General features: G+C 66.4%; 10 protein-coding genes. 1 reads left to right on the top strand and 9 read right to left on the bottom strand.

Annotated features, from left to right (window positions below):
* The first annotated feature begins 6 nt into the window (after positions 1 to 6).
* The gene (locus MON38_RS21265; RefSeq protein WP_241938174.1) at positions 7 to 3,339 is read left to right on the top strand and encodes a cyclic nucleotide-binding domain-containing protein; all 3,333 of its coding nucleotides are present in this window, start codon (positions 7 to 9) and stop codon (positions 3,337 to 3,339) included.
* 122 nt (positions 3,340 to 3,461) lie between these two features.
* Here the strand turns inward: MON38_RS21265 and MON38_RS21260 are convergent, their stop codons facing one another.
* The 9 genes from MON38_RS21260 to MON38_RS21220 all read right to left on the bottom strand — a co-directional run bounded on the left by MON38_RS21260 (position 3,462) and on the right by MON38_RS21220 (position 19,613).
* The gene (locus tag MON38_RS21260) at positions 3,462 to 4,508 is read right to left on the bottom strand and encodes an adenylate/guanylate cyclase domain-containing protein (RefSeq protein ID WP_241938173.1); all 1,047 of its coding nucleotides are present in this window, start codon (positions 4,506 to 4,508) and stop codon (positions 3,462 to 3,464) included.
* Between the two features lie 67 nt (positions 4,509 to 4,575).
* Positions 4,576 to 4,956: a response regulator gene (locus MON38_RS21255; protein WP_241938172.1), complete on the bottom strand. Its 381-nt coding sequence runs from the start codon at positions 4,954 to 4,956 to the stop codon at positions 4,576 to 4,578.
* Between the two features lie 52 nt (positions 4,957 to 5,008).
* Entirely contained in the window at positions 5,009 to 7,030 is a 2,022-nt protein-coding gene (locus MON38_RS21250) for an ATP-binding protein (RefSeq protein WP_241938171.1), read from the bottom strand.
* 25 nt (positions 7,031 to 7,055) lie between these two features.
* Complete coding sequence (locus tag MON38_RS21245; RefSeq protein WP_241938170.1) at positions 7,056 to 9,215, bottom strand: sensor histidine kinase; 2,160 nt, start codon at positions 9,213 to 9,215, stop codon at positions 7,056 to 7,058.
* Between the two features lie 66 nt (positions 9,216 to 9,281).
* Positions 9,282 to 11,246, bottom strand: coding sequence for a tetratricopeptide repeat-containing sensor histidine kinase (locus MON38_RS21240; protein WP_241938169.1), 1,965 nt, complete (start codon positions 11,244 to 11,246; stop codon positions 9,282 to 9,284).
* A 217-nt stretch (positions 11,247 to 11,463) separates the two neighbouring features.
* Positions 11,464 to 12,849, bottom strand: coding sequence for a sensor histidine kinase (locus MON38_RS21235; protein WP_241938168.1), 1,386 nt, complete (start codon positions 12,847 to 12,849; stop codon positions 11,464 to 11,466).
* An 86-nt stretch (positions 12,850 to 12,935) separates the two neighbouring features.
* Positions 12,936 to 15,083 (bottom strand): ATP-binding protein, encoded by a 2,148-nt coding sequence (locus MON38_RS21230; RefSeq protein WP_241938167.1) that lies wholly within the window; start codon positions 15,081 to 15,083, stop codon positions 12,936 to 12,938.
* Positions 15,084 to 15,093: 10 nt separating this feature from the next.
* Positions 15,094 to 17,295, bottom strand: a complete 2,202-nt coding sequence (locus MON38_RS22935) for a sensor histidine kinase (RefSeq protein WP_241938166.1) — start codon at positions 17,293 to 17,295, stop codon at positions 15,094 to 15,096.
* A complete protein-coding gene (locus MON38_RS21220) occupies positions 17,295 to 19,613 on the bottom strand; it encodes a sensor histidine kinase (protein ID WP_241938165.1) in 2,319 nt (772 codons plus the stop codon). Before MON38_RS21220 ends, MON38_RS22935 begins: the two co-directional genes overlap by 1 nt.
* Positions 19,614 to 19,750 lie beyond the last annotated feature (137 nt).

The following is a 19,750-nucleotide window of genomic DNA, read 5'->3' as shown; positions in this document are numbered from 1 at the left end:
TTCCGCATGATTTCGGCCGCTTCTCTGCAAAACCTGTTCGGCATCAAAGCCAGCGAAACCCGCACCGTGGGGCTGTTTTTGCTGCACAATTTCCTGCTCGGCATCGGCTCGGTGCTGGTGTACGTGGCGGCCAACGTGCTGCTGCTCGAGCACAACCCCGAGCACAGCCTGCCGCTGGGCTACATTTTTGGCGCGCTGGCCATGATGGCCGTGAGCAAGGTGTACACTTATTTCGAGCACCATTACCTGCTGAAAAAGCTGGCCGTACGCGTGCTGCTGGCCACGGTGGCGCTGGTGGGCGTGCTGGGCGTGCTGGTGGCTGTGGGCCACTCGGTGGCGGCGGCTGTGGCCATCATGGCCGGCTACCGGGTCATTTATTTATTGACGAACCTCGAATTCTGGGGCATTTCGGCGGTGGTGTTTGATGTGCGGCAGAGCAAGCGTCTGTTCAGCATCATCAGTTCGGGCGACATGCCGGCCAAGGCCCTGGGTGCCGTGCTGGCGGCCCTGATTCATGGCGACGCGCAGCTGCCGGTGCTGCTGGGCGTGTCGTTTGTGGCCTACCTGGGGGCGTTGTTCACGCTGCGCGCTACGCTCAGCTCGCACGTGGTGGAAGCCACGGCGCGGCCGGTGCGGGCCGTGGCCCGGCCCCAGAAGAAACTGGTGCAGCAGCTCTTTGGCGGCAGCCAACTGGTGCTGGCCATGTGCCTGAGCCTGGTGACCATCGCGGGCGTGATTACGGCGGTGGAATACATGTTTTTCCTGAACGTGAAGCACAAGTTTCACGATTCGGAAGACGTGATGCAGTCGGTGGGCTGGATATTGGCCGCCACGTACTTGGCGGGCACGTTCGTGAAGCTGCTGGTGAGCCGGCAGGCGCTGGAGCGTTACGGCGTACAGTGGTCGCTGCGGCTGCTGCCGGTGGTGGCGCTGGTGGCGCTGGCCGTGTTCGGCGGCTACAAAGTGGCCAGCGGCTACTCGCAAACCGGGCAGCTGGCCTTCTACTGCGGGCTGTATTTGCTGCTCGAAGTGCTGCGCCGCACCGTGTTCGACCCCGTGTTTCTGGTGCTGTTTCAGCCGCTGGCGCCACCGCAGCGGCTGGCCGCCCACACGCTGGCCAAGGGTTTTTACGAGCCGGTGGGCATGGCCCTCACGGGCGTGTTATTCTTCGCATTGCGCTCGTCGGGCCTGCTCGATGGCGGCCTGCCTTTTTTCTGGATGGGCGCGCTGCTGGTGTTGGCGCTGCTGTTTCTGCGCCGCACCTACCTGAATTATCTGGCCGAATTGAAGGAAGGCCTGGGCCGCCGCTTCGCCGAAACCGCCGACCTGGCCCTGCCCGACGCGGCCCGCCACGTGGTGCTGGCCCACCTGCTCAGCCCCCACCCCACCGAAGTGCTGAATGCCGTGGCCTGGCTACGCCGGCACGAGCCCAAGTCATTGCCCGAACACGCCCCGCGCCTGCTCGAACACCCCGACGAGCGGGTCCGGCTGGCTTTGCTCGCCACTCCTGAAGCTCATCCGCTGCCCGCCGAAGCCCTCCAGGCCCTGGCCCTGCGCGACCCCGCCGCCGCCGTGCGCGAAGCCGCCGCCCGCCAGCTCGCCGTCGCCATCCCCGACGCACCGGCCGTGGCCGCGCTGCTGGCCGGCGCCGACCTGGCCGCCCGTCAGGGCGCCATTCGGGGCAGCCTCGAAGCCGATGCCCGGCACGAAGCCGCCCGCCACAGCCTCTACCTGCTGCTGCCCAACGCCGAGAGCAACCCCGGCCCCACCGCCGACCTGGCGGCGCTGGCCTTATTGCCCCTTTTCCCGCTGGAGGTCCAACACGAATTAATTGAGCGCCAGCTGGCCAATCCCGCACCCAAGGTTGCGCAAGCGGCGCTCCGTGCCATCGGCACGGTGGGGCATATTGAGCTGGCCCACCACCTACTGGCGGCCCTCGACGACAAGCACCGCTGGGCCGTGGCGGCCGATAGCCTCGTGGCGCTGGGCCCGGCCGTGGTGCCGCTACTGCGCGAAGCCCTGCTGCGCGAGGCCGAGCCCGCTCACCCCCAGCGCCTATCCACCGTGCTCGAACGCCTCGACACCGCTGCCAGCCGCGCCGTGCTGGTGGAGCTGGCCCGTCATCCGCACCTGTTTTCGCGCGGGGTGGCGCTGCGGGCGCTGCGCCGTTTCCCGGCCCGCACCGCCGACCGGACCACGTTTGAGCACCTGCTGCGCGAAGAGTTTAGCCTGGCCGCGCAGCTGCTGCAGGGTGTGGTGGCCGACGGCCGCCCGGCCCTGGCCGCTGCCGTCGACTATGAGCTGACGCTGCTGCACCAGCGCGTATTTGGCCTGTTGGCTCAGCTCTACGATACCGAGCTGGTGGCCACGGCCCAGCGCAACGTGGCCCACGCCGCCCGCGAGCGCCAGGCCAACGCCCTCGAAATCCTCGACAACCTTATTCCCAGGCCCATCTACCAGGGCCTGCAGGCGCTGCTCGACGACTCGCCGGTGGCGGACAAGGCCCGGTTGTTTGCCAGCCTCACGGCAGTGCCAGCGCCGGTTCAGCATCGCCACAGCCTGGTGCCGATGGGGGCGGCAGCGGCAGCCGGCAGCGCCGTAGCGCCGCCGCCGCATACGCAGCACTACGCCCCGCTGCCAACGCCCGAGCCGCTGCCGACGCTGCTGCTGCGCCACGGCCACACCGCCTTCACGTCCTGGACGCTGAGCCAGGCCCTGCGCCACTGGCAACCCATCGAGCCCGATGCGCTCGACATGCTTCGCCCCTACTGCACTTCGCCCTACCTCCTGCTACGCGAAAGTGCCGCCGTAGCGGCTCAGGCATTAGCCGTACGGCAGGGCATTGCGCTTGCCGCCCTTCATCTTCCCCTCGACATGAGCCACGCCCCCGCTACTTCCGAAACCCGTATTTTCGCGCTGGAGCGGGTGATGGTGCTGAAAAGCACTGCCTTGTTTGCCACCACGCCCGAAAACGTGCTGAGCAGCATCGTGCCCATTATGAAGGAAGTGACCTTCCGCGAGGGCGAGGAGATTTTTGCCAAGGGCGACCTCGGCACCTCGCTTTTCATCGTGCACGACGGGCAGGTTGGCGTTTTTAATGGCCCGCAGCAGCTGGCCACCTTCGGGCCGGGCGACTTTTTCGGCGAGCTGGCCCTGCTCGATGCCGAGCCCCGCTCGGCCACAGCGGCGGCCCTGAGCGAGGTGCTGGCTTTCCGTATCGACCAGGAAGATTTCTACGACGTGATGGAGGAGCGCGGCGAGGTGCTGCGCAACATCCTGCGGATGCTGTGCCAGCGCATTCGGGCCCAGAACGAGAAGATGCGGGCGCTGGCGGGGTAATTGGGCTGCTGCGTTTGTTATTCGTCTGTCATCCTGAGCGCAGCGAAGGACCTTATCACGGAAGAACAACTTATTCGAACGTGATAAGGTCCTTCGCTGCGCTCAGGATGACAGACGTTTGTTTACTCCACCACCTCGTAAATCTTCACCGGCTGGGACTTGTTCTTGAGCACGACCTCATCGACATACTGGCACTGGAAGGACTCCTTCACCCGCTCGTACACGGCTTCGCTGATGATGACCTGGCCGGCTTTGGCGGCCGACTGCAGGCGCTGCGACATGTTTACCACATCGCCGATAACGGTGTAATCCAGCCGTTTGAGGGAGGCCGAGCCGATGTTACCGGACACGACTTCGCCGGTGTTCACGCCGATGCTGACCTGGGGGCGGTAGTCGAAGCCAGCGGGCAGTGGGGTTTTGCTATCCTGCAGCGCGGCGCGGGCCGAGAGGGCGGCATCGATGGCGCGGTCGAGGTGGTGCTCGCCCCGGAACACGGCCATCACGGCATCGCCCATGAACTTATCGACGTGCCCGCCCTGGGCGATGAATTCCTTCACCACGAGGTCGAAGTAGGTATTGAGCAGGGCTACCACGTCGGTGGGCGGCATTTTCTCGGCCAGCGAGGTGAAGCCGCAGATGTCGAGGAACACCACGGTGGCCTGCACCACTTCGGAAGCCAGCAGGCGGTTTTCGAAGTCGGGCCGCGTCATGAAATTGAGCACGGTTTCGTCGACGTACATCTTCAGGATGTTGTTTTCCTGGATGGCGCGGATGGTGTCGCGCAGCTGGCGCACCTGCTCGGCGGTTTTCTCGATGGTGAGCTCTAAATCGGCGAAATCGACGGGCTTCACCACGAAATCGAACGCGCCGCGGTTCATGGCGGTGCGCAGGTTGCCAAGGTCGCCGTAGGCTGAGACGATGACGGTTTTCATGTCCGGGTGCTCGGCGTGGGTGTGCGTGAGCAGCGTGAGACCGTCCATCACCGGCATGTTGATGTCGGAGAGAATCACATCGGTATCGGGGTTTTCGAGGATGCGCGTGAGGGCCTCCTGGCCGTTGGCGGCAAACACAAACTCGTACACGCTCTCCCGGATTTTGCGCCGAAACTTCTGCTTGATGAGCAGCTCAAGGTCGGCTTCGTCGTCGACAACCAGGATTTTGGTTTTCATAGCGGGTAGCAACAGTCAGAATAACAGGACAAAAATACGTTTGAAAAGGACGAACGTCCGGCCTCGCCTACAGGGCCGGCAGCTCCTGCAGCTTCTGGCGCAGCACGGCGAAGTCGAGCGGCTTGGTGAGAAAGTCGGTGGCGCCCAGGCCCAGCGCTTCTTGGCGGCTGTTGTCGTCGCCGTAGGCCGTTATCATCATCATGGTGGTGGGGGGCATGTGGCCCTCGGCCTTCACGTGGCCCAGCAGTTCGAGCCCGCTCATGCCGGGCATGTTGATGTCGGAGAGGATGAGCAGCACTTCGGAGGGCCGGGCGCGCAGGTAGGCCAGCGCTTCCTCGCCCGAGAAGGCGAAGTTGAAGCTCAGCTCGCCGCTGCGGATTTCGCGACGAAAACGCTGCTGAAATAGGTCGCGCACATCGGTTTCATCGTCAACAACCAGAATTTGCATGGGGAGGATTTGCAGAATAATGAGGGAGTTTCAAAGGTAGCGCCGCCGTGGCTTAAGCCGGCAGCGTGATGACGAATTCGGTGCCCTGGCCGGGCTGGCTTGCCACGGCCAGCGTGCCGCCGTGGCCCTGGCTAATGATGTCGTAGCTCAGCGACAGGCCCAGCCCCGTGCCCTCGCCCGTGGGCTTGGTGGTGAAAAAGGGCTGAAATATCTTGGCCTGCACTTCGGCCGGCATGCCCGTGCCGTTGTCGGCCACGCGGATTTCGACCTGCGCCCCGACGCGCCGGGTTTGCAGCGTCACGAGCGGCGCGTAGCCGGCTTCACTCTGCTGCTGGCGCTTATGCACGGCATAAAAGGCGTTGTTGAGCAGGTTGAGCAACACCCGGCCCAGCTCGGTGGCCACCACCGATACGCGCGGCAGGGCGGGGTCGAAATCGGTGCGCAGCTCGGCGTTGAAGGTTTTGTCTTTGGCGCGCAGGCCCTGGTAGGCCAGGCGCAGGTATTCCTCGGCCAGCTTGTTCAGGTTGGTGGGCTGGCGCTCGCCGGTGCTGGTGCGCGAGTGCTCGAGCATGCCGCGCACGATGCCGGCCGCCCGCTGGCCGTGCTGATGAATCTTGACGAGGTTCTGCCGCACGTCGCTGAGCAGTTCGGCTTCCAGGCCGGCGTCGCGGGCGGGGCGCTGCTGCTCTTCCACCAGCTCTTCTACCAGCTCGGCGCTCACTTCCGAGAAGTTGTTGACGAAGTTGAGCGGGTTTTGAATCTCGTGGGCAATGCCGGCCGTGAGCTCGCCCAGGCTGGCCATCTTCTCGCTTTGCACCAGCTGGGCCTGAGCCGCCCGCAGGCCGGTGAGGGAGGCGTCGAGCTGGTCGCGCTGGGTTTGCAGCTCCTGTTTCTGCTGCGTCACGGCCTCATTCAGCTCGCGCAGCTGTTCGTTGCTGCGGCGCTGCAGGCGGCCGTAGCGCCACAGCAGCACCAGAGCCGGCACGGCGCAGAGCAGGGCAGCCAGCAGTAGGTTTTGGCGCTGGCGGGCGGCGGCCTGGGCCTGCTGGTCGGCCAGTTCCTGCTGGCGCACCCGCTCGCTGAAATCCAGGGTTTGCATCTGGATGGTTTTGGCCTGGCTGTAGAGGCTGTCGCGGGTGGCATTAGCCAGGGCCAGGTAGCGGAAGGCGGCGGCGCTGTCGCGCCGGGCGGCGTAGGCGCGGCTCAAGTACTCGCTGGCATCGAGCACATTGGCCGGGTAATGGTGCTGCTGCCCGGCTGCCAGTGCCCGCCGGCCGTAGTACAGCACCGAATCGGGGTGGCCGGCGGTGCGCGCCAGCTCGGCCAGGCCCAGATACACCGCTGCCAGCATATAGGTGACCGTTTGGGCCCGCTGCAGGCTGTGCAGGTAGTATTGCCGGGCCTGCTGCGGGTGTCCCTGCCGGGCTGCTATGTCGCCAAGGCTCCGCAGGTCACCGGCTTCGCTCACTTCGTCGTGCTGCTCTAAATCGAGCCGGTAGCCAGCGTGCAGGTAAGTAGTGGCCGAATCCAGCGTACCCAGCTGCGCATAGGCCTCGCCGATGTTGCCCGTCACGCGCGTGAGCAAAGCCCGGTTGCCGGTTTTTTCGGCCATGCTTTTGGCCCGAAAAAAGTATTCCAGCGCCGGTCGGAACTTGCGTTGCTCGCTGTTGAGCCGGCCCAAGGCGTTGTATACTGTGGCAATGGTCGACTGGTCGTGCAGGTTTTCGGCCAGGCGCAGCCCCCGCAGCAGCAACTGCTGCGCGGCCGGAAAATCGCCGGTGTTGCGCAGCCCCACGCCCAGCCGGATGTAGGCTTGGCACTCGCCCCGCACGTAGTGCAGCTCATGGGCCAGCTGCAGCGCCTGCCGCGCGTGCCGGGCCGAGGCTACGGGGTCGACTTCGGCCAGCTCGTAGGCCAGCCGCGTGAGCAGCAGCACCCGGCTGGTATCGGGCGGGGCGGTGGCCAGGCGCTGCTGCAAGCTGTCGGCGCGGGAGGCTGGGTGCTGGGCGCGGGCTGGCAACCCCGCCAGTAGCAAGCTTCCAACCAGCACCATCCATCCGAAGTACGTTTTCATGCAATCTGCTAAGGCTGATGACGAATTAATTGGGTAAGCTAATGACGAATTCGGTGCCCTGGCCAGGTTGGCTTTCCACGGCGAGCGTGCCGCCGTGGGCTTTGGTGATGATGTCGTAGCTCAAACTCAAGCCCAGCCCCGTGCCCTCGCCCGTGGGCTTGGTGGTAAAAAAGGGCTGGAATATCTTGGCTTTGGCTTCATCGGGAATGCCCGTACCGTTGTCGGCCACGCGGATTTCCACGTGGTCACCCACTTGTTTCGTGCTCACCGTGACCGTGGGTTTGTAGCCCGCTTCGCCGGTTTGTTGGCGCTTTTGCACGGCGTAAAAGGCGTTGCCGAATAAATTGAGCAGCACCCGGCCCACGTCCGCGCCCACGGCCTCCACCAGTGGCAGGCCGGGCACAAAGTCCGTTTCCAGCGTGGCGTTGAAGGTTTTGTCCTTGGCCCGCAGGCCTTGGTAGGCCAGGCGCAAGTATTCCTCGCAGAGTTGGTTGAGGTCCGTTGGGGAGCGTTCGCCGGTACTCGTGCGCGAGTGCTCCAACATGCCTTTCACGATGGCCGCCGCCCGCCGCCCGTGGTGGCTGATTTTGCCCAGGTTCTGCCGCAGGTCGCTCACCAGCTCGGCTTCCAGGCCGGCATCCCGGCTGGGTTTGGCCTGCTCCTCCTCCAGCTCCTCCAGCAGCTCGGTGCTCACTTCCGAGAAATTATTCACGAAGTTGAGCGGGTTCTGAATCTCGTGGGCGATGCCGGCCGTGAGCTCGCCCAAGCTGGCCATCTTCTCCTTCTGGATGAGCTGCGCCTGCGTGGCGCGCAAGTCCGTCAGGGAGCGTTGCAGCTCGCCGGTGCGCTGCGCCACCTGGGTTTCCAGGTTTTCGTTCTGGGCGGCCAGCAGGGCTTGCTTCTCCTGCTCTTGGGCCAGGGTCTGGGCCGAAAGCTGTTCGACTTCGCGCAGCTTCACCAGCAGCAGCTCGGCCCCGAGGGCAAACTCGCGGGCCAGGAATAAAGAGATGCCCAACGGCGGCAGCAGGATGGCGGGCACGAACAATAAGTTGCTGCCTATCCCGTCCAGGGGCACGCCCAACAGCAGCAGCGTCAAATTAAGCAAGATGAAGAGCAGGCCCCCACCAAAGCCGGCCGCAATAATGGGCGCCCCGCGCCGACGCACCCGCAGCGCTCGCCCCGTCAGGCGCAACGACTCGGCCAGCACCAGGACCGCAAAAACCAGGTAGGGAATCAGCTGCCAGGGCGAGAGCAGTGTGAGCCACTGCGCCAGCAGCAGCAGCCCGCCGCTCAGCACCAGTCCCCAATAGGCCCGGCCGGGCGCGAAGCCGAACAGGGTGTAGAGCGCCCGCATTCCCCACAGGCCGCCCAGCGTCAGCAGCCCGTACGACACCACGGCAATGGCGACGCTCCACGCCCAGGACGGAAATTCGACGCTTCCCGAGGTGGCATACGGCACGCTGGCCAAGAACACGCAATAGGCCAGGGCGTAAAGGGCAAAGTAGCGGTTGGCGCGCTGCGTGGGGTTGTAGCGGTAAAAGACCCAGTGCAGCAGGGCCAGCAGCAGAAACACCGCCGCCATTACCCGCCAGACCGCGACCTCATCAGCCCAGCCCCGCTCTATCTGCACCAGCTGCGCCATGGGCAGCAGCCGCAGCTGGAGGGCGGTAAGCCGGTCGGCGCCCAGCAGCAGCGGCGAGGGGTGCCAGGGCGCCATGCGCAGGGCCAGCACCTGTTCGGCCGGCCCATTGGCGGGCAATTCCAGCACCCCCGGCGCAATGCGCGAGCCGCGCACCCGCGCCCGGCGGGTGCTGTCGCTGAGCAGGCGGCCGTTGAGGTACACGTCGGCCGTGCCCCGCCGCCAGAATTGCAGGGCCAGGGTGCGCGGGCGCAGCGAGTCACTGAGCCGAAAGCGCAGCCGCAGCCAGTACACGCCCGTTTGGGTGGCGCGCGGCATTTCGCGTCCGTTCCGGCGTAGGGCAAGCGGTTTCCAGCCACTATCGTCGAAGTCGGGCCGGGCCCAGGCGGGGTCGTCGCCGGGGTGGTAGCGCCAGCCTTTAATTAGTTGCAGGCCGTCGGCGGGCAGGCGGTTGATGCGTAGGGCGGCCGTATCGGCCGGCAGCGGCGCGGCGGTGGCAACCCCAAAAAGCAGCCCCAGGGCCGCGAGCAGTAAAAAGAAGCGCATAGGCAAAAGCGGCCCGCGCAGCGTGAGCAGCTCGCAGGTAGAATTAATCCGGGAAGAAATCGGCTTTTAAACCGGCAAGCTAAGGATGAATTCGGTGCCTTCGCCCTCGCGGCTTTCCACGCGCAGGGTGCCGCCGTGGCCGCTGGTCACGATGTCGTGGCTCAGGCTCAAGCCCAGGCCGGTGCCCTCGCCCACGGGCTTGGTCGTGAAGAAGGGCTGAAACACCCGGGCCTGCACCTCGGCCGGCATGCCCGTGCCGTTGTCGCGGATGCGGACTTCCACCCCGCCGGGCACGGCCTGGGTGCTCACCGTCAGCTCGGGGCGGTAGGCAGAGCCGGCAGTGCGCTGGCGCTGCTGCAGCGCGTAGAAGGCATTGGTAAACAGGTTGATGAACACCCGGCTCATCTCGAGCGGCACCACGCCCACGGGCGGCAGGCCAGGGGCCAGGGCGGTGGATATCAGCACCTCAACCTCTTTATCCTTCGTGCGCAGGCCCTGCTGGGCCAGGCGCAGGCTGTCGCTCACCAGCGTGTTCAGCGTCACGGTTTCGCGCTGGCCGGTGCCGCTGCGCGAATGCTCGAGCATGCCCTTGATGATGGACGTGGCCCGCTGCCCGTGCTGGCTGATTTGCTGCAGGTTCTGCTTCAACCCGGCCAGTATCTCGCCCTGCAGCGCCGAGTTGCGGCCCGGTTCGTCGCTGCCCATGTCCTCCACCAGGTCGGTGCTCACTTCGGCGAAGTTTTTCACGAAGTTGAGCGGGTTCTGGAGCTCGTGGGCAATGCCGGCCGTGAGCTCGCCGAGAAATGCCATTTTTTCGCGCTGCACCAGCTGCTCCTGGGCGGTTTTGAGCTCGGCCAGCGACTGCTCCAGCGCGCGGCGGGCGCGCTGCTGCTGGCTGCCGTGCCGGGCCAGAATCACGGCCAGCACCAGCAGGCCCAACAGCCCACCCACCAGCCCAAACGTGCGGTAGCGGGCCCGCAAGGCGGCCTGAGCGGCGGCGGCCTGCTGGGCGCGCTGCTGCTCGCGGTAGTTGAGGTTTTGCAGGCGCATCACCTTCTCCTGGCCGAAAAGCGTGTCCTTCATCACCAGCATCAGGCTTTGATATTTGAGGGCGCTGTCGGCCGGGCCGCGCCGCTTGAAATCCTTGGTGAGCAGCGTGCTGGCATTGAGCACGCCGCGCAAAAAGCCGTTGGTGCGGCCCGCCTGGCAGCCCAGCCGGGCAAAGTAGATGCTCGAATCGAGCCGGCCCATCTGCTGGTACAGCTCGGCCAGGCCCACGTAGGCGAAATTGAGGCTACGCAGGTGGCCCACCTTCTTCGATTCGGCAATGCTTTGGCGGTAGTAGCGGCGGGCCTGCGCCACTTCGCCGCGCCGGCGGGCCGCGTTGCCGAGGCCGTAGAGAATGTAGTTGGTGGGCGTGTGCAGGCGATGGGCCAGCACCAGGGCCCGCTCCTGATACAGCTGGGCCGAATCGAGCTGCCCAAACACGTCATACGCCAACCCGATGTTGCTGAGCTCGAGCACCACCCGCCGCTCGTCGTGTAGCTGCTCGCCAATTTTCAGGGCCTGAAAGTAGTAGCTCAGGGCCTGCCGCCGGTCGCGCAAATACACGTAAATGATGCCGATGCTGCGCAGGTTCTGGGCCGTGAGGGCCTGGTCGCGGGTGGCGCGGGCAATGTGCAGCGACTGCTGAAACAGCTCGAGCGAGCGGGCCAGGTTGCTTTCGCGCAGGGCCGCGCCCAGGCGGTTCAGGGCCTCGCCTTCGCCGTGGCGGTAGCCTACGCGGCGGGCCAGCACCAGCGCCCGCTGGGCATACACGGCCGCCGAGTCGGTGCGCTGCGTCCAGAGCTGGTCGCTCACCTGGCACAGCAGCAGCACCCGGTCGTAGTCGGTCTGGGGCAGTTTCAGGAGCTGGCGCAGGCTGTCGAGCACCACGCGCGACACGGCCGGCGGCGCCCCCGGCGCGGCGGTGGCGGGCAGGCACGGCGCGGCCAGCAGCAGGGCCAGGGCCCACCGTCGCCACCATCGCAAAACAAAGGAAATATTCAACTTACTGAGCCTGAAGCAGGCGAATAACGAATGCCGAGCCGCTGCCCTCGGGCCTACGCACGCCTAAAGATACCGCTTTGGCTATTTGTTACGCTACCGCAGCGCATCGGCCAGCCTCAACCACGGCGGGCCCGCATAAGTTTGGCGGCCTTGGCTGTTCTTGCGATGAAGGGGGAATTTGAACGGGGCCAATTTTCCCCTACCCTACCGGCAGGCTGATGAGAAACTCGGTGCCCTGGCCTTCGTGGCTGTCCACCGTCAGGGTGCCGCCGTGGCCCTGCGTCACGATGTCGTAGCTCAGGCTCAGGCCCAGGCCGGTGCCTTCGCCGGTGGGCTTGGTGGTGAAGAAGGGCTGGAAAATCTTCTGCTTCACACTCTCGGGGATGCCGCCGCCGTTGTCGCGCACCCGGATTTCCACGTCGTCGCCCACGCGGCGGGTGCTCACGCGCACGGTGGGCGCGTAGCCGGCCTCGCCGCGCTGCTGGCGCTGGCGCACGGCATAAAAGGCATTGCTGAGCAGGTTGAGCAGCACGCGGCCCAGGTCCTGGGCCAACACGGGCACGGGCGGCAGGCTGGGGTCGAAATCGGGCTCCAGCGTGGCGTTGAAGGTTTTATCCTTGGCGCGCAGGCCGTGGTAGGCCAGGCGCAGGTATTCGTCGGCCAGCTGGTTGAGGTCGGTGGGGGTGCGCTCGCCCGAGCTCGTGCGCGAGTGCTCCAGCATGCCGCGCACGATGCTGGCCGCCCGGCCGCCGTGCTGCGTAATTTTCACCAGGTTCTGCTTGAGGTCGGCCAGCAGCTCGTCTTCCAGGCCGGGGTCGCGCTCGGGGCGGGCGCGCTCCTCTTCGAGCTCGGTCACCAGCTCGGCGCTCACCTCAGCAAAGTTGTTGACGAAGTTGAGCGGGTTCTGAATCTCGTGGGCAATGCCGGCCGTGAGTTCGCCCAGGCTGGCCATTTTCTCGCTTTGCACCAGCTGGGCCTGGGTAGCGCGCAGCTCCGTCAGGGCCCCGCGCAGCTCCTCGGCCTGGGTGGTGAGGGCGGCGGTGCGCTCGCCCACCAGCCGCTCCAGCTCGGCATTTTGGGCTTCGATGAGGCGTTTGGCTTTTTCCTCTTCGGCGCGCTGCAACTCTTCTTTCTCGATTTGTTTTTTCTGGCCGCGGGCAATGAAGAAAAAGCAAAACAGCCAGAGCGTGGCGAAGATTTTGGCGGTATCGAAGCCGTCGTCGTAGGTCTTCAGCAGGCCGCTGCCCACCGTGAGCAGGCCCGTGCTCAGCAGGTGGTAGAACCACAGCGGGGCCAGGCCCAACAGCAGCGTGCGGGCCGGCCGGTAGTAGCCCAACAGCAGCAGCACCAAGCCAAAAAAGCTTTCCACGCCCAGCCAGTAGTACTCGGCCAGCACCGGCGAGCGGAAGCCCACCAGCAGCGCCAAACCGTACGTAACCACGGCGGGCACCCAGATGTAGCGCAACGCTTGGTCCCAGCGCGGCAGGCGCTTGGGCAGGTCCAGAAATTTGCTCACTGCCCGCGCGATGCCAAACGCAACGGAAGCATACAGCAGGAGGTCGGCGTTGCCAATACGAGGAGTCATTGCAGCAAAAGGCAGGAGAGAAACGAAAAGGTTGGGCGCAATTTAGGGCGGCAGCCGTTTGCGCCGGCCACTTGCCCCACTACCGGCTAGCCCGCGGCCGGCAGCGTCACTATAAATTCAGTTCCTTCGCCTTCCGTGCTTTCCACCGTGAGGGTGCCGCCGTGGCCTTTGGTGATGATGTCGTGGCTCAGGCTCAGGCCTAAGCCGGTGCCCTCGCCGGCCGGCTTGGTGGTGAAGAAGGGCTCGAACACCCGCGCGCGCACGCCGGCCGCCATGCCCGGCCCGTTGTCAATCACCCGAATTTCGATGATTTCCGGGGTGAGCTGCCGGGTACGCACCGTCACGGTGGGTTGGTAAGCGGGGCCGGCCTGCGCAGCCCGGGTACCCACGGCGTGTACGGCGTTGGCGCACAGGTTCACCAGCACGCGGGTAAGGTCGGCGGCCACGGCAGGCACAAGGGGCAGCGCGGGGGCCAGGTCGGGCACAAAAGCCACGGCCGGGTCGGCGGGGTTCCGGCCCTGCGCTACCAGGGCCAGGGCCTCCGTGGCCAGGGCATTGAGGTCGGTGGGCTGGCGCGGCACATTGCCGCGCCGCGCGTGGGCCAGCATGTCGCTGATGATGGACGAAGCCCGCTGGCCCTGCTGGCTGATTTTCTGCAGGTTCAGGCGCAGCCCGTTCATTATTTCCTGTTCCAGCGTAGCGGGGCCGGCCGGGCGGCCTGGTTCGGCATCGAGCAGGGCCACGCTTACGTCGGCAAAGTTGCGCATGAAAGCCAGGGGGTTTTGCAACTCGTGGGCAATGCCAGCCGATACCTCGCCTACGAAAGCCCACTTTTCGGCTTGCACCAGCTGGGCCTGGGCGGCGCGCAGCTCGGCCTGCTGCTGTTCGAGCAGGCTGAAAGCGTGCTGCTTGGCCCGGTTGATGCGCCACAGCCCCAGGCTTAAGCCCCCAGCGGCAGCCAGGCCCAGCAGCGTCACGAGCAGCAAGCCGCGCTGCTGACGGTTGCGGGCGGCTATCAGCTGGCTGTTTTTGGTAAGCAGCCGGATTTCGGCGCGCTTGCGGGCCAGGTCGGCGCGGTACTCAAGCACGGCGGCACGGCGGCGCAGGTCGGCGCTGTTCAGGCTGTCGCGGTAGGCCCCAAACTGTTGCTCGTAGCGGTAAGCCTCGGCAAAACGCCCGAGCTGGGCCGTGGCCAGAGCCAGCACCTGGCTGGCGTCGCGGCTGTACTCGCGCGCCCCGCTGCGCCGGGTGGCGGCCAGGCTGCGGCGGGCATAGAACACGGCGCTATCGGGCCGCCCGGTGTGCAGGTGCGCACGGGCCAGCACCAGTTCGGCGCGCGGGGTTTCGCCGTGCACCCGCAGGCGGGCGGCCCGCCGCAGGGCACTGCGCGCGTAGGCAAATGCTACCGGGTAGTGTGCCTGCCGCTCGGCCACGTCGCCGAGGTTGATTTCCTCAAAGACGCGACCGGTTTCGAAGCCCAGCCGCCGGAAAATGTCCTCGTCCTGCGCGTAGCTGCGCGCGGCCTCGGCCCAGCGGCCCTGCTTGCGGTAGAGGTCGCCGAGGCCGGCGTAGGCGTGGCCAATGCTGGTGAGGTCGCCCGAGGCCCGGGCCAGGCGCAGGCCCTGCCTGAGGTAGCTTTCGGCGCGGCCATACTCGGCCAGGTAGGTGCTGGTGATGCCCAGCTGGGTGTTGAGAAAAGCCATCCACTTGCGGTTGTGGTCGGCTTCGGCCAAGGCCAGGCCGCGCAGGTTGGTACGCAGCGACTGCACGTAGCGGCCCTGGTCCGAGTACACGCAGGCCAGATTATAGAGGCTGCGCGTCTGGCCCAGGCGGTCGCCGGCCTGCGCAAAGCCGTGGCGCGCCTGCTTCGAATAGCTTTCGGCCAGCCCGTACTCGCCGCGGTGCCGGTAGTAAAACCCCTGGCCCAACGCCCCTTCGGCCGCGCCGCGCGCATAGTGCCGCCGCCGCGCCAGCTGCTGCGCCTGCCGGAACAAGGCGGCCGATTCGTCGGGGGCGTTGTTGCGCAGGGCCAGGGCCAGCGCATTCAGGGTGTTCACGCGGGCGGTATCGGGCCGGTAGCGGGCTTGCAGCGCCCGGCGCAGGCTGTCGGCTTCCGGCGTTTGGGCGCGCAGTGGCCCGGCGCCGAGCAGCAGCATCGCCAGTACCAGCAGGCCCGGCCAGCAGGGCCGGGGCAGCGGGTGGTGGCAAAGCAGAGCAGCAAGGCAGCGCATCATACACAAATACCTAATGCTGAGCGAATAATACAATAGTAAATTCAGTTCCTTCGCCTTCCGTGCTTTCCACCGTGAGGGTGCCGCCGTGGCCTTTGGTGATGATGTCGTGGCTCAGGCTCAGGCCCAAACCGGTGCCCTCGCCGGCCGGCTTGGTGGTGAAGAAGGGCTCGAACACCCGCGCGCGCACGCCGGCCGCCATGCCCGGCCCGTTGTCAATCACCCGAATTTCGACGCCGCCGGCGCGGGCGCGGGTGGCCAGGTGCACAGTGGGCACGTAACCCGGGCCGGCCTGGGCGCGGTAGTGGTGCACGGCATGGAAGGCATTGGTGCCCAGGTTGAGCAGCACGCGGCCCAGGTCGGCTGCCACCACGGCCAGCGGCGCCAGACGCGGGTCAAGGTCGGTGGTCAGCAGTGCCTCGAAGGCCTGCTCGCGGGTTTTGAAGCCTTCGTAGGCCAGCCGCAGGTATTCCTCGGCCAGCACGTTGAGGTCGGTGGGCTCGCGCTGACTGGTGCCGCTGCGCGAATGTGCCAGCATGTCTTTAATAATGGACGAAGCGCGCTGGCCGTGCTGGCTGATTTGCTGCAGATTCTGCTTCAGCCCGGCCAGAATTTCTTCTTTCAGCCCAGTGCCCGCCGGGCCGGGGCCGCCCATGTCGTCGACGATTTCGGTGCTCACTTCGGCAAAGCTTTTCATGAATGTGAGCGGGTTTTGCAGCTCGTGGGCAATGCCGGCCGTGAGCTCGCCGAGAAAAGCCATTTTCTCGGCCTGCACCAGTTGGGCCTGCGTGTCGCGTAGTTGCACCAGCGCCTGCTCAGCACGGTCGCGCTGGCCGGCCACCTCGGCGGTGCGGGCGGCCACCTGGGCTTCTAGGCGCTCGTTTTCGGTGGCCAGTAGGGCTTGTTTTTCGGCCTGCTGGGCCTCGGTCTGGGCCGACAGCTGCTGCACCTGGCGCAATTTCAGCAGCAGCAGCTCGCTGTTGGTGGCAAACTCGCGGGCCAGAAACAGCGAGATGCCCAGCGCCGGCAGTAAGGCCATCAGCGACACCAGCGTGGCCGACAGCCGAAAGGTGATGGGCTGCTGCGCGATGATGAGCAACGCATAAGTGCCGGCGCACAGCAGCGCCCCCGCGTAGCCGGCCGCAATGAGGCGGGCCCCGCGCTGCTGCTGGCGCAGGCCGCGCATCGTCAGGCGCAGCTGCTCGGCGCTGGCCAGGGCCACGAAGCCGAAAAAGGCGAACGAGTACGTCGTCTGGCCCGAAAAGGAGGTTAGCTGGGTGAATTCGCTCAACACCAGGCACACCACCAGCGCCATCCATAGCCCCGCGTATAAGCGCCCGGGCCGCTGGCCAAACAGCTCGTACAGCGCCCGCACGGCCCACACGTAGCTCAGCAGCAGGCCAATATCGGCCGCCATGCCCAGCGCCAGCGAAGGCACCATGCCCTGCACCTGCCAGCCCTGGTACAGCGCCCCGAAGCCCAGCGCCGCCGCGCCGGCATAGTAGGCAAAGTACAGGTTGGCGCGCTGGGCGGGGTTGTAGCGCCGGAAAAAAAGGTGCAGCAGGCTCAGCAGCACAAACACGGCCCCGGTGGCGAAATAATCGGTGGGCGCTACGGCCCGCTCGGCGTTGCGTCGCAGCAGGCCCGGCAGCCCCGTGATGCGGACCCGCAGAAAGTTGATGTTGTCTTTGAACCAGGCCAGCGGCCGCCACGGCGCAAAGCGCACGGCCAGCACTTGCTCGCGCGGGCCGGCAAAGTGCACCTCCAGCGGCGCGGCCGTGAATGGGCCGGGCTGCACCAGCGCGGGGTTGGGGCTCACGCGGCCGTAGCGGTGCAGCAGGCGGCCGTTCAGGTACACCTCGCTGGCCCCGGTTTGCTGGAAAAGCAGCACCAGTGCCCGGCCGCGCAGGCTGTCGGCCACGGCCAGGCGCAGCCGCAGCCAGCCAATGCGCACGCCATTCAGCTGCGGCAGCTGGCCGGGCAGCTGGTTGGGGTTGATGGCAGCCCAGCCGGCATCGTCATAATCGGGGCGGGCGTAGGCCGGGTCGTCGTCGGCCCGAAACTTCCAACCCTTATCGAGCACCGAGCCGCCCAGCGGCACGGTGCGCAGCTCGGTGCCGGCCGTATCGGGCAGCACGGCCTGGGCTGCCGCCGGGGGCCCCGCGGCCAGCCCCCAGAGCAGGCCGAGTATCAGCAGGCAAATACGGCGGGGCACTAGGCAGGCGAAAGAGTAATGATGAATTCAGTGCCCTTGCCCTCGCAGGTATCTACGGCCAGGGTGCCGCCGTGGCCTTTGGCAATGATGTCGTGGCACAGCGACAGGCCCAGGCCCGTGCCTTCGCCCACCGGCTTGGTGGTGAAGAAGGGCTGGAAGATTTTCTCGCGCACGTGGTCGGGCATGCCGGTGCCGTTGTCGCACACCCGAATTTCGACCGTGCGCCCGCTCAGGCGGCGGGTGCGCACGGTCACGGTGGGCTCGTAGTGCGGGGCGGCCAGCACCTCCGAGACGGGCACCAGGGCCAGCTCGCGCTGGCGCTCGCGCACGGCGTGCAGGGCGTTGGCGCACAGGTTGAGCAGCACGCGGCCCAGGTCGGAGGCCACCACGGCCACCGGGCCCAGGTGCGGGTCAAGGTCGCGGATGAGCTGGGCGCTGAAATCGGGCGACTGCGTGCGCAGGGCCTGGTAGGCCAGCAGCAGGTTTTCCTCGGCCAGGGCATTGAGGTCGGTGGGCACGCGCTGGCCGGTACCGCTGCGCGAATGCTCCAGCATGTCTTTAATAATGGACGAAGCGCGCTGCCCGTGCTGGCTGATTTGCTGCAGGTTCTGCTTCAGGCCCGCCAGAATTTCGCCGCGCAGCTGGCTGCCGTTCTGGTGGGGCGCCGCCTGGCCGTCGATGTCGTCGACCAGCTCAGTGCTCACTTCGGCAAAGCTTTTCATGAACGTGAGCGGGTTTTGCAGCTCGTGGGCAATGCCCGAAGTCAGCTCGCCGAGGAAGGCCATTTTTTCGGCCTGCACCAGCTGGGCCTGGGTGTCGCGCAGTTGGGCCAGGGTGCGGCGGTTGGTGCGCAGCTGCCGGTAGATGAACACCACCAGCCCCGACACCAGCACCACGGCCAGCCCGGCCCCCAGCAGCAGCCATTGGCCCAGGCGCAGGCGCACGGCCTGCACGGCCTGCTGCTGGCGCAAAGCGCCAATCTGGGCATTCTGGGCCTGCTCTACCCGTTCGCCCTCGTACTGGGCCACGTGGAAAACGCTCTGGGCGGCGGTAAAATCATCATTGAAACGGATGTAGGCATTGGCGTAGCGCTGCGCCTGGGCCGGCTGCCCGCGGCGGGTATAGAAGTTCACCAGCTCCTTAAGGTATTCGGGCTGCAGGCGCTCAATCTGGGCGGCGGCGGCTTTCTGGTAGGCCAGCAGCCAATGCTTTTCGGCTTGTGCATCGTCGTGGCGGGCGGCGTAGTAGCGGGCCCAGGCGGCATCCAGCTCAAACTCGCCCAGCTTGCCGGTCATGGGCACGTGCAGCGAATCGTCGAGGCGCTGGGCGCGGGCCAACAGGGCGGCCGCGGCGGCCGGCTGCTGCTGCTGCAGGTAGAGCAGGCTTTTCTGCACCATGCCGTAGGCCCGGCTCAGCTGCTGGTCGAGCGGGTCGGGCACGCGGGCGGCCAGCACCGAGTCGGCCAGGTGCTGGGCCGTGGCCAGCTCGCCGTTGCGGGCATAGCCACGCGACAACGTCAGAAAAGTGTATTCGCGGGCCATGCCATCGATGCGCCGGAAATCGGGCAGCCGCTGGGCCATATTCAGGTATTGCGCGGCGCGGGCGTAGTTGCCCCATTGAGCGTACACGTCGCCGGCCACCAGCAGTTCGCGCACGTACAGGCGCTGGTCGTAGCCCTTCAGCAGGTCGGCGGCCCGCAGAATGCTGTTGAGCGTGCGGTTGTAGTCGCCCATGCGGCGGTAATAGCCGCCCTGCGACATGTAGCAGGCGGCCTCGTTCTGCACCGCGCCGCGTACCCGGTAGTAGGCCAGCCGGGTTTCGTAGTAGCGGCGGCGGTCCTCCATGCGGTTCAGGCGGTTGTACAGGCCAGCCAGGTCAATCAATATCCACGGAATGGGGCGGCCCACGCGGTCGAAGCCGGCAATGGCGCGGTGCATCGAATCGAGGGCGGCAGCATCGGCCTTGCCTTGCTGCCACAGCGCTACGCCGGCCCGCAGGCTGCGGTAGGGCTGGGCCTCGAAGGCGCCAAGCTGCTGGTTCAGGGCCAGCAGGCGGTCGAGCAAGGGCAGGGCTTGTGCGCCCGTGGGGCGCAGGTCGAGCAGGTGCTGCAGGGTTTGCAGCCGCGCTTCATCGGTGGGCTGCCGGGGCAGGGTGACCGCCAGCGAATCGTAGCTCACATCCCAGTACGGCCGCGCGGCCCGCGCCGGGCTGCCCAGGCACGCCCACGCCAGCAGCAGCCCGAGCAGCCACGGGGCCGGCCGGCACCCAAACGGGCAGCCCGGCTGCAGAATCCGGCGTAGGGCGTAGAAGTAGGGCAAGGCGGGCAGAAAGGCGAAAAAACAACATTGCCGCTGGAGTCGGCCCATGCGGGGGCGGGCAGCCGGGAAGAAGGCGGCAGGTTTCCCGTACTAACTGTAAAGATGGGGTAATTCCGGCATATTAGCGAACAGCTATA

Source organism: Hymenobacter cyanobacteriorum (genome assembly GCF_022631375.1).
In the GTDB taxonomy this organism is placed as follows: Bacteria; Bacteroidota; Bacteroidia; order Cytophagales; family Hymenobacteraceae; genus Hymenobacter; species Hymenobacter cyanobacteriorum.
This window is presented reverse-complemented; position numbering and strand designations above follow the sequence as displayed.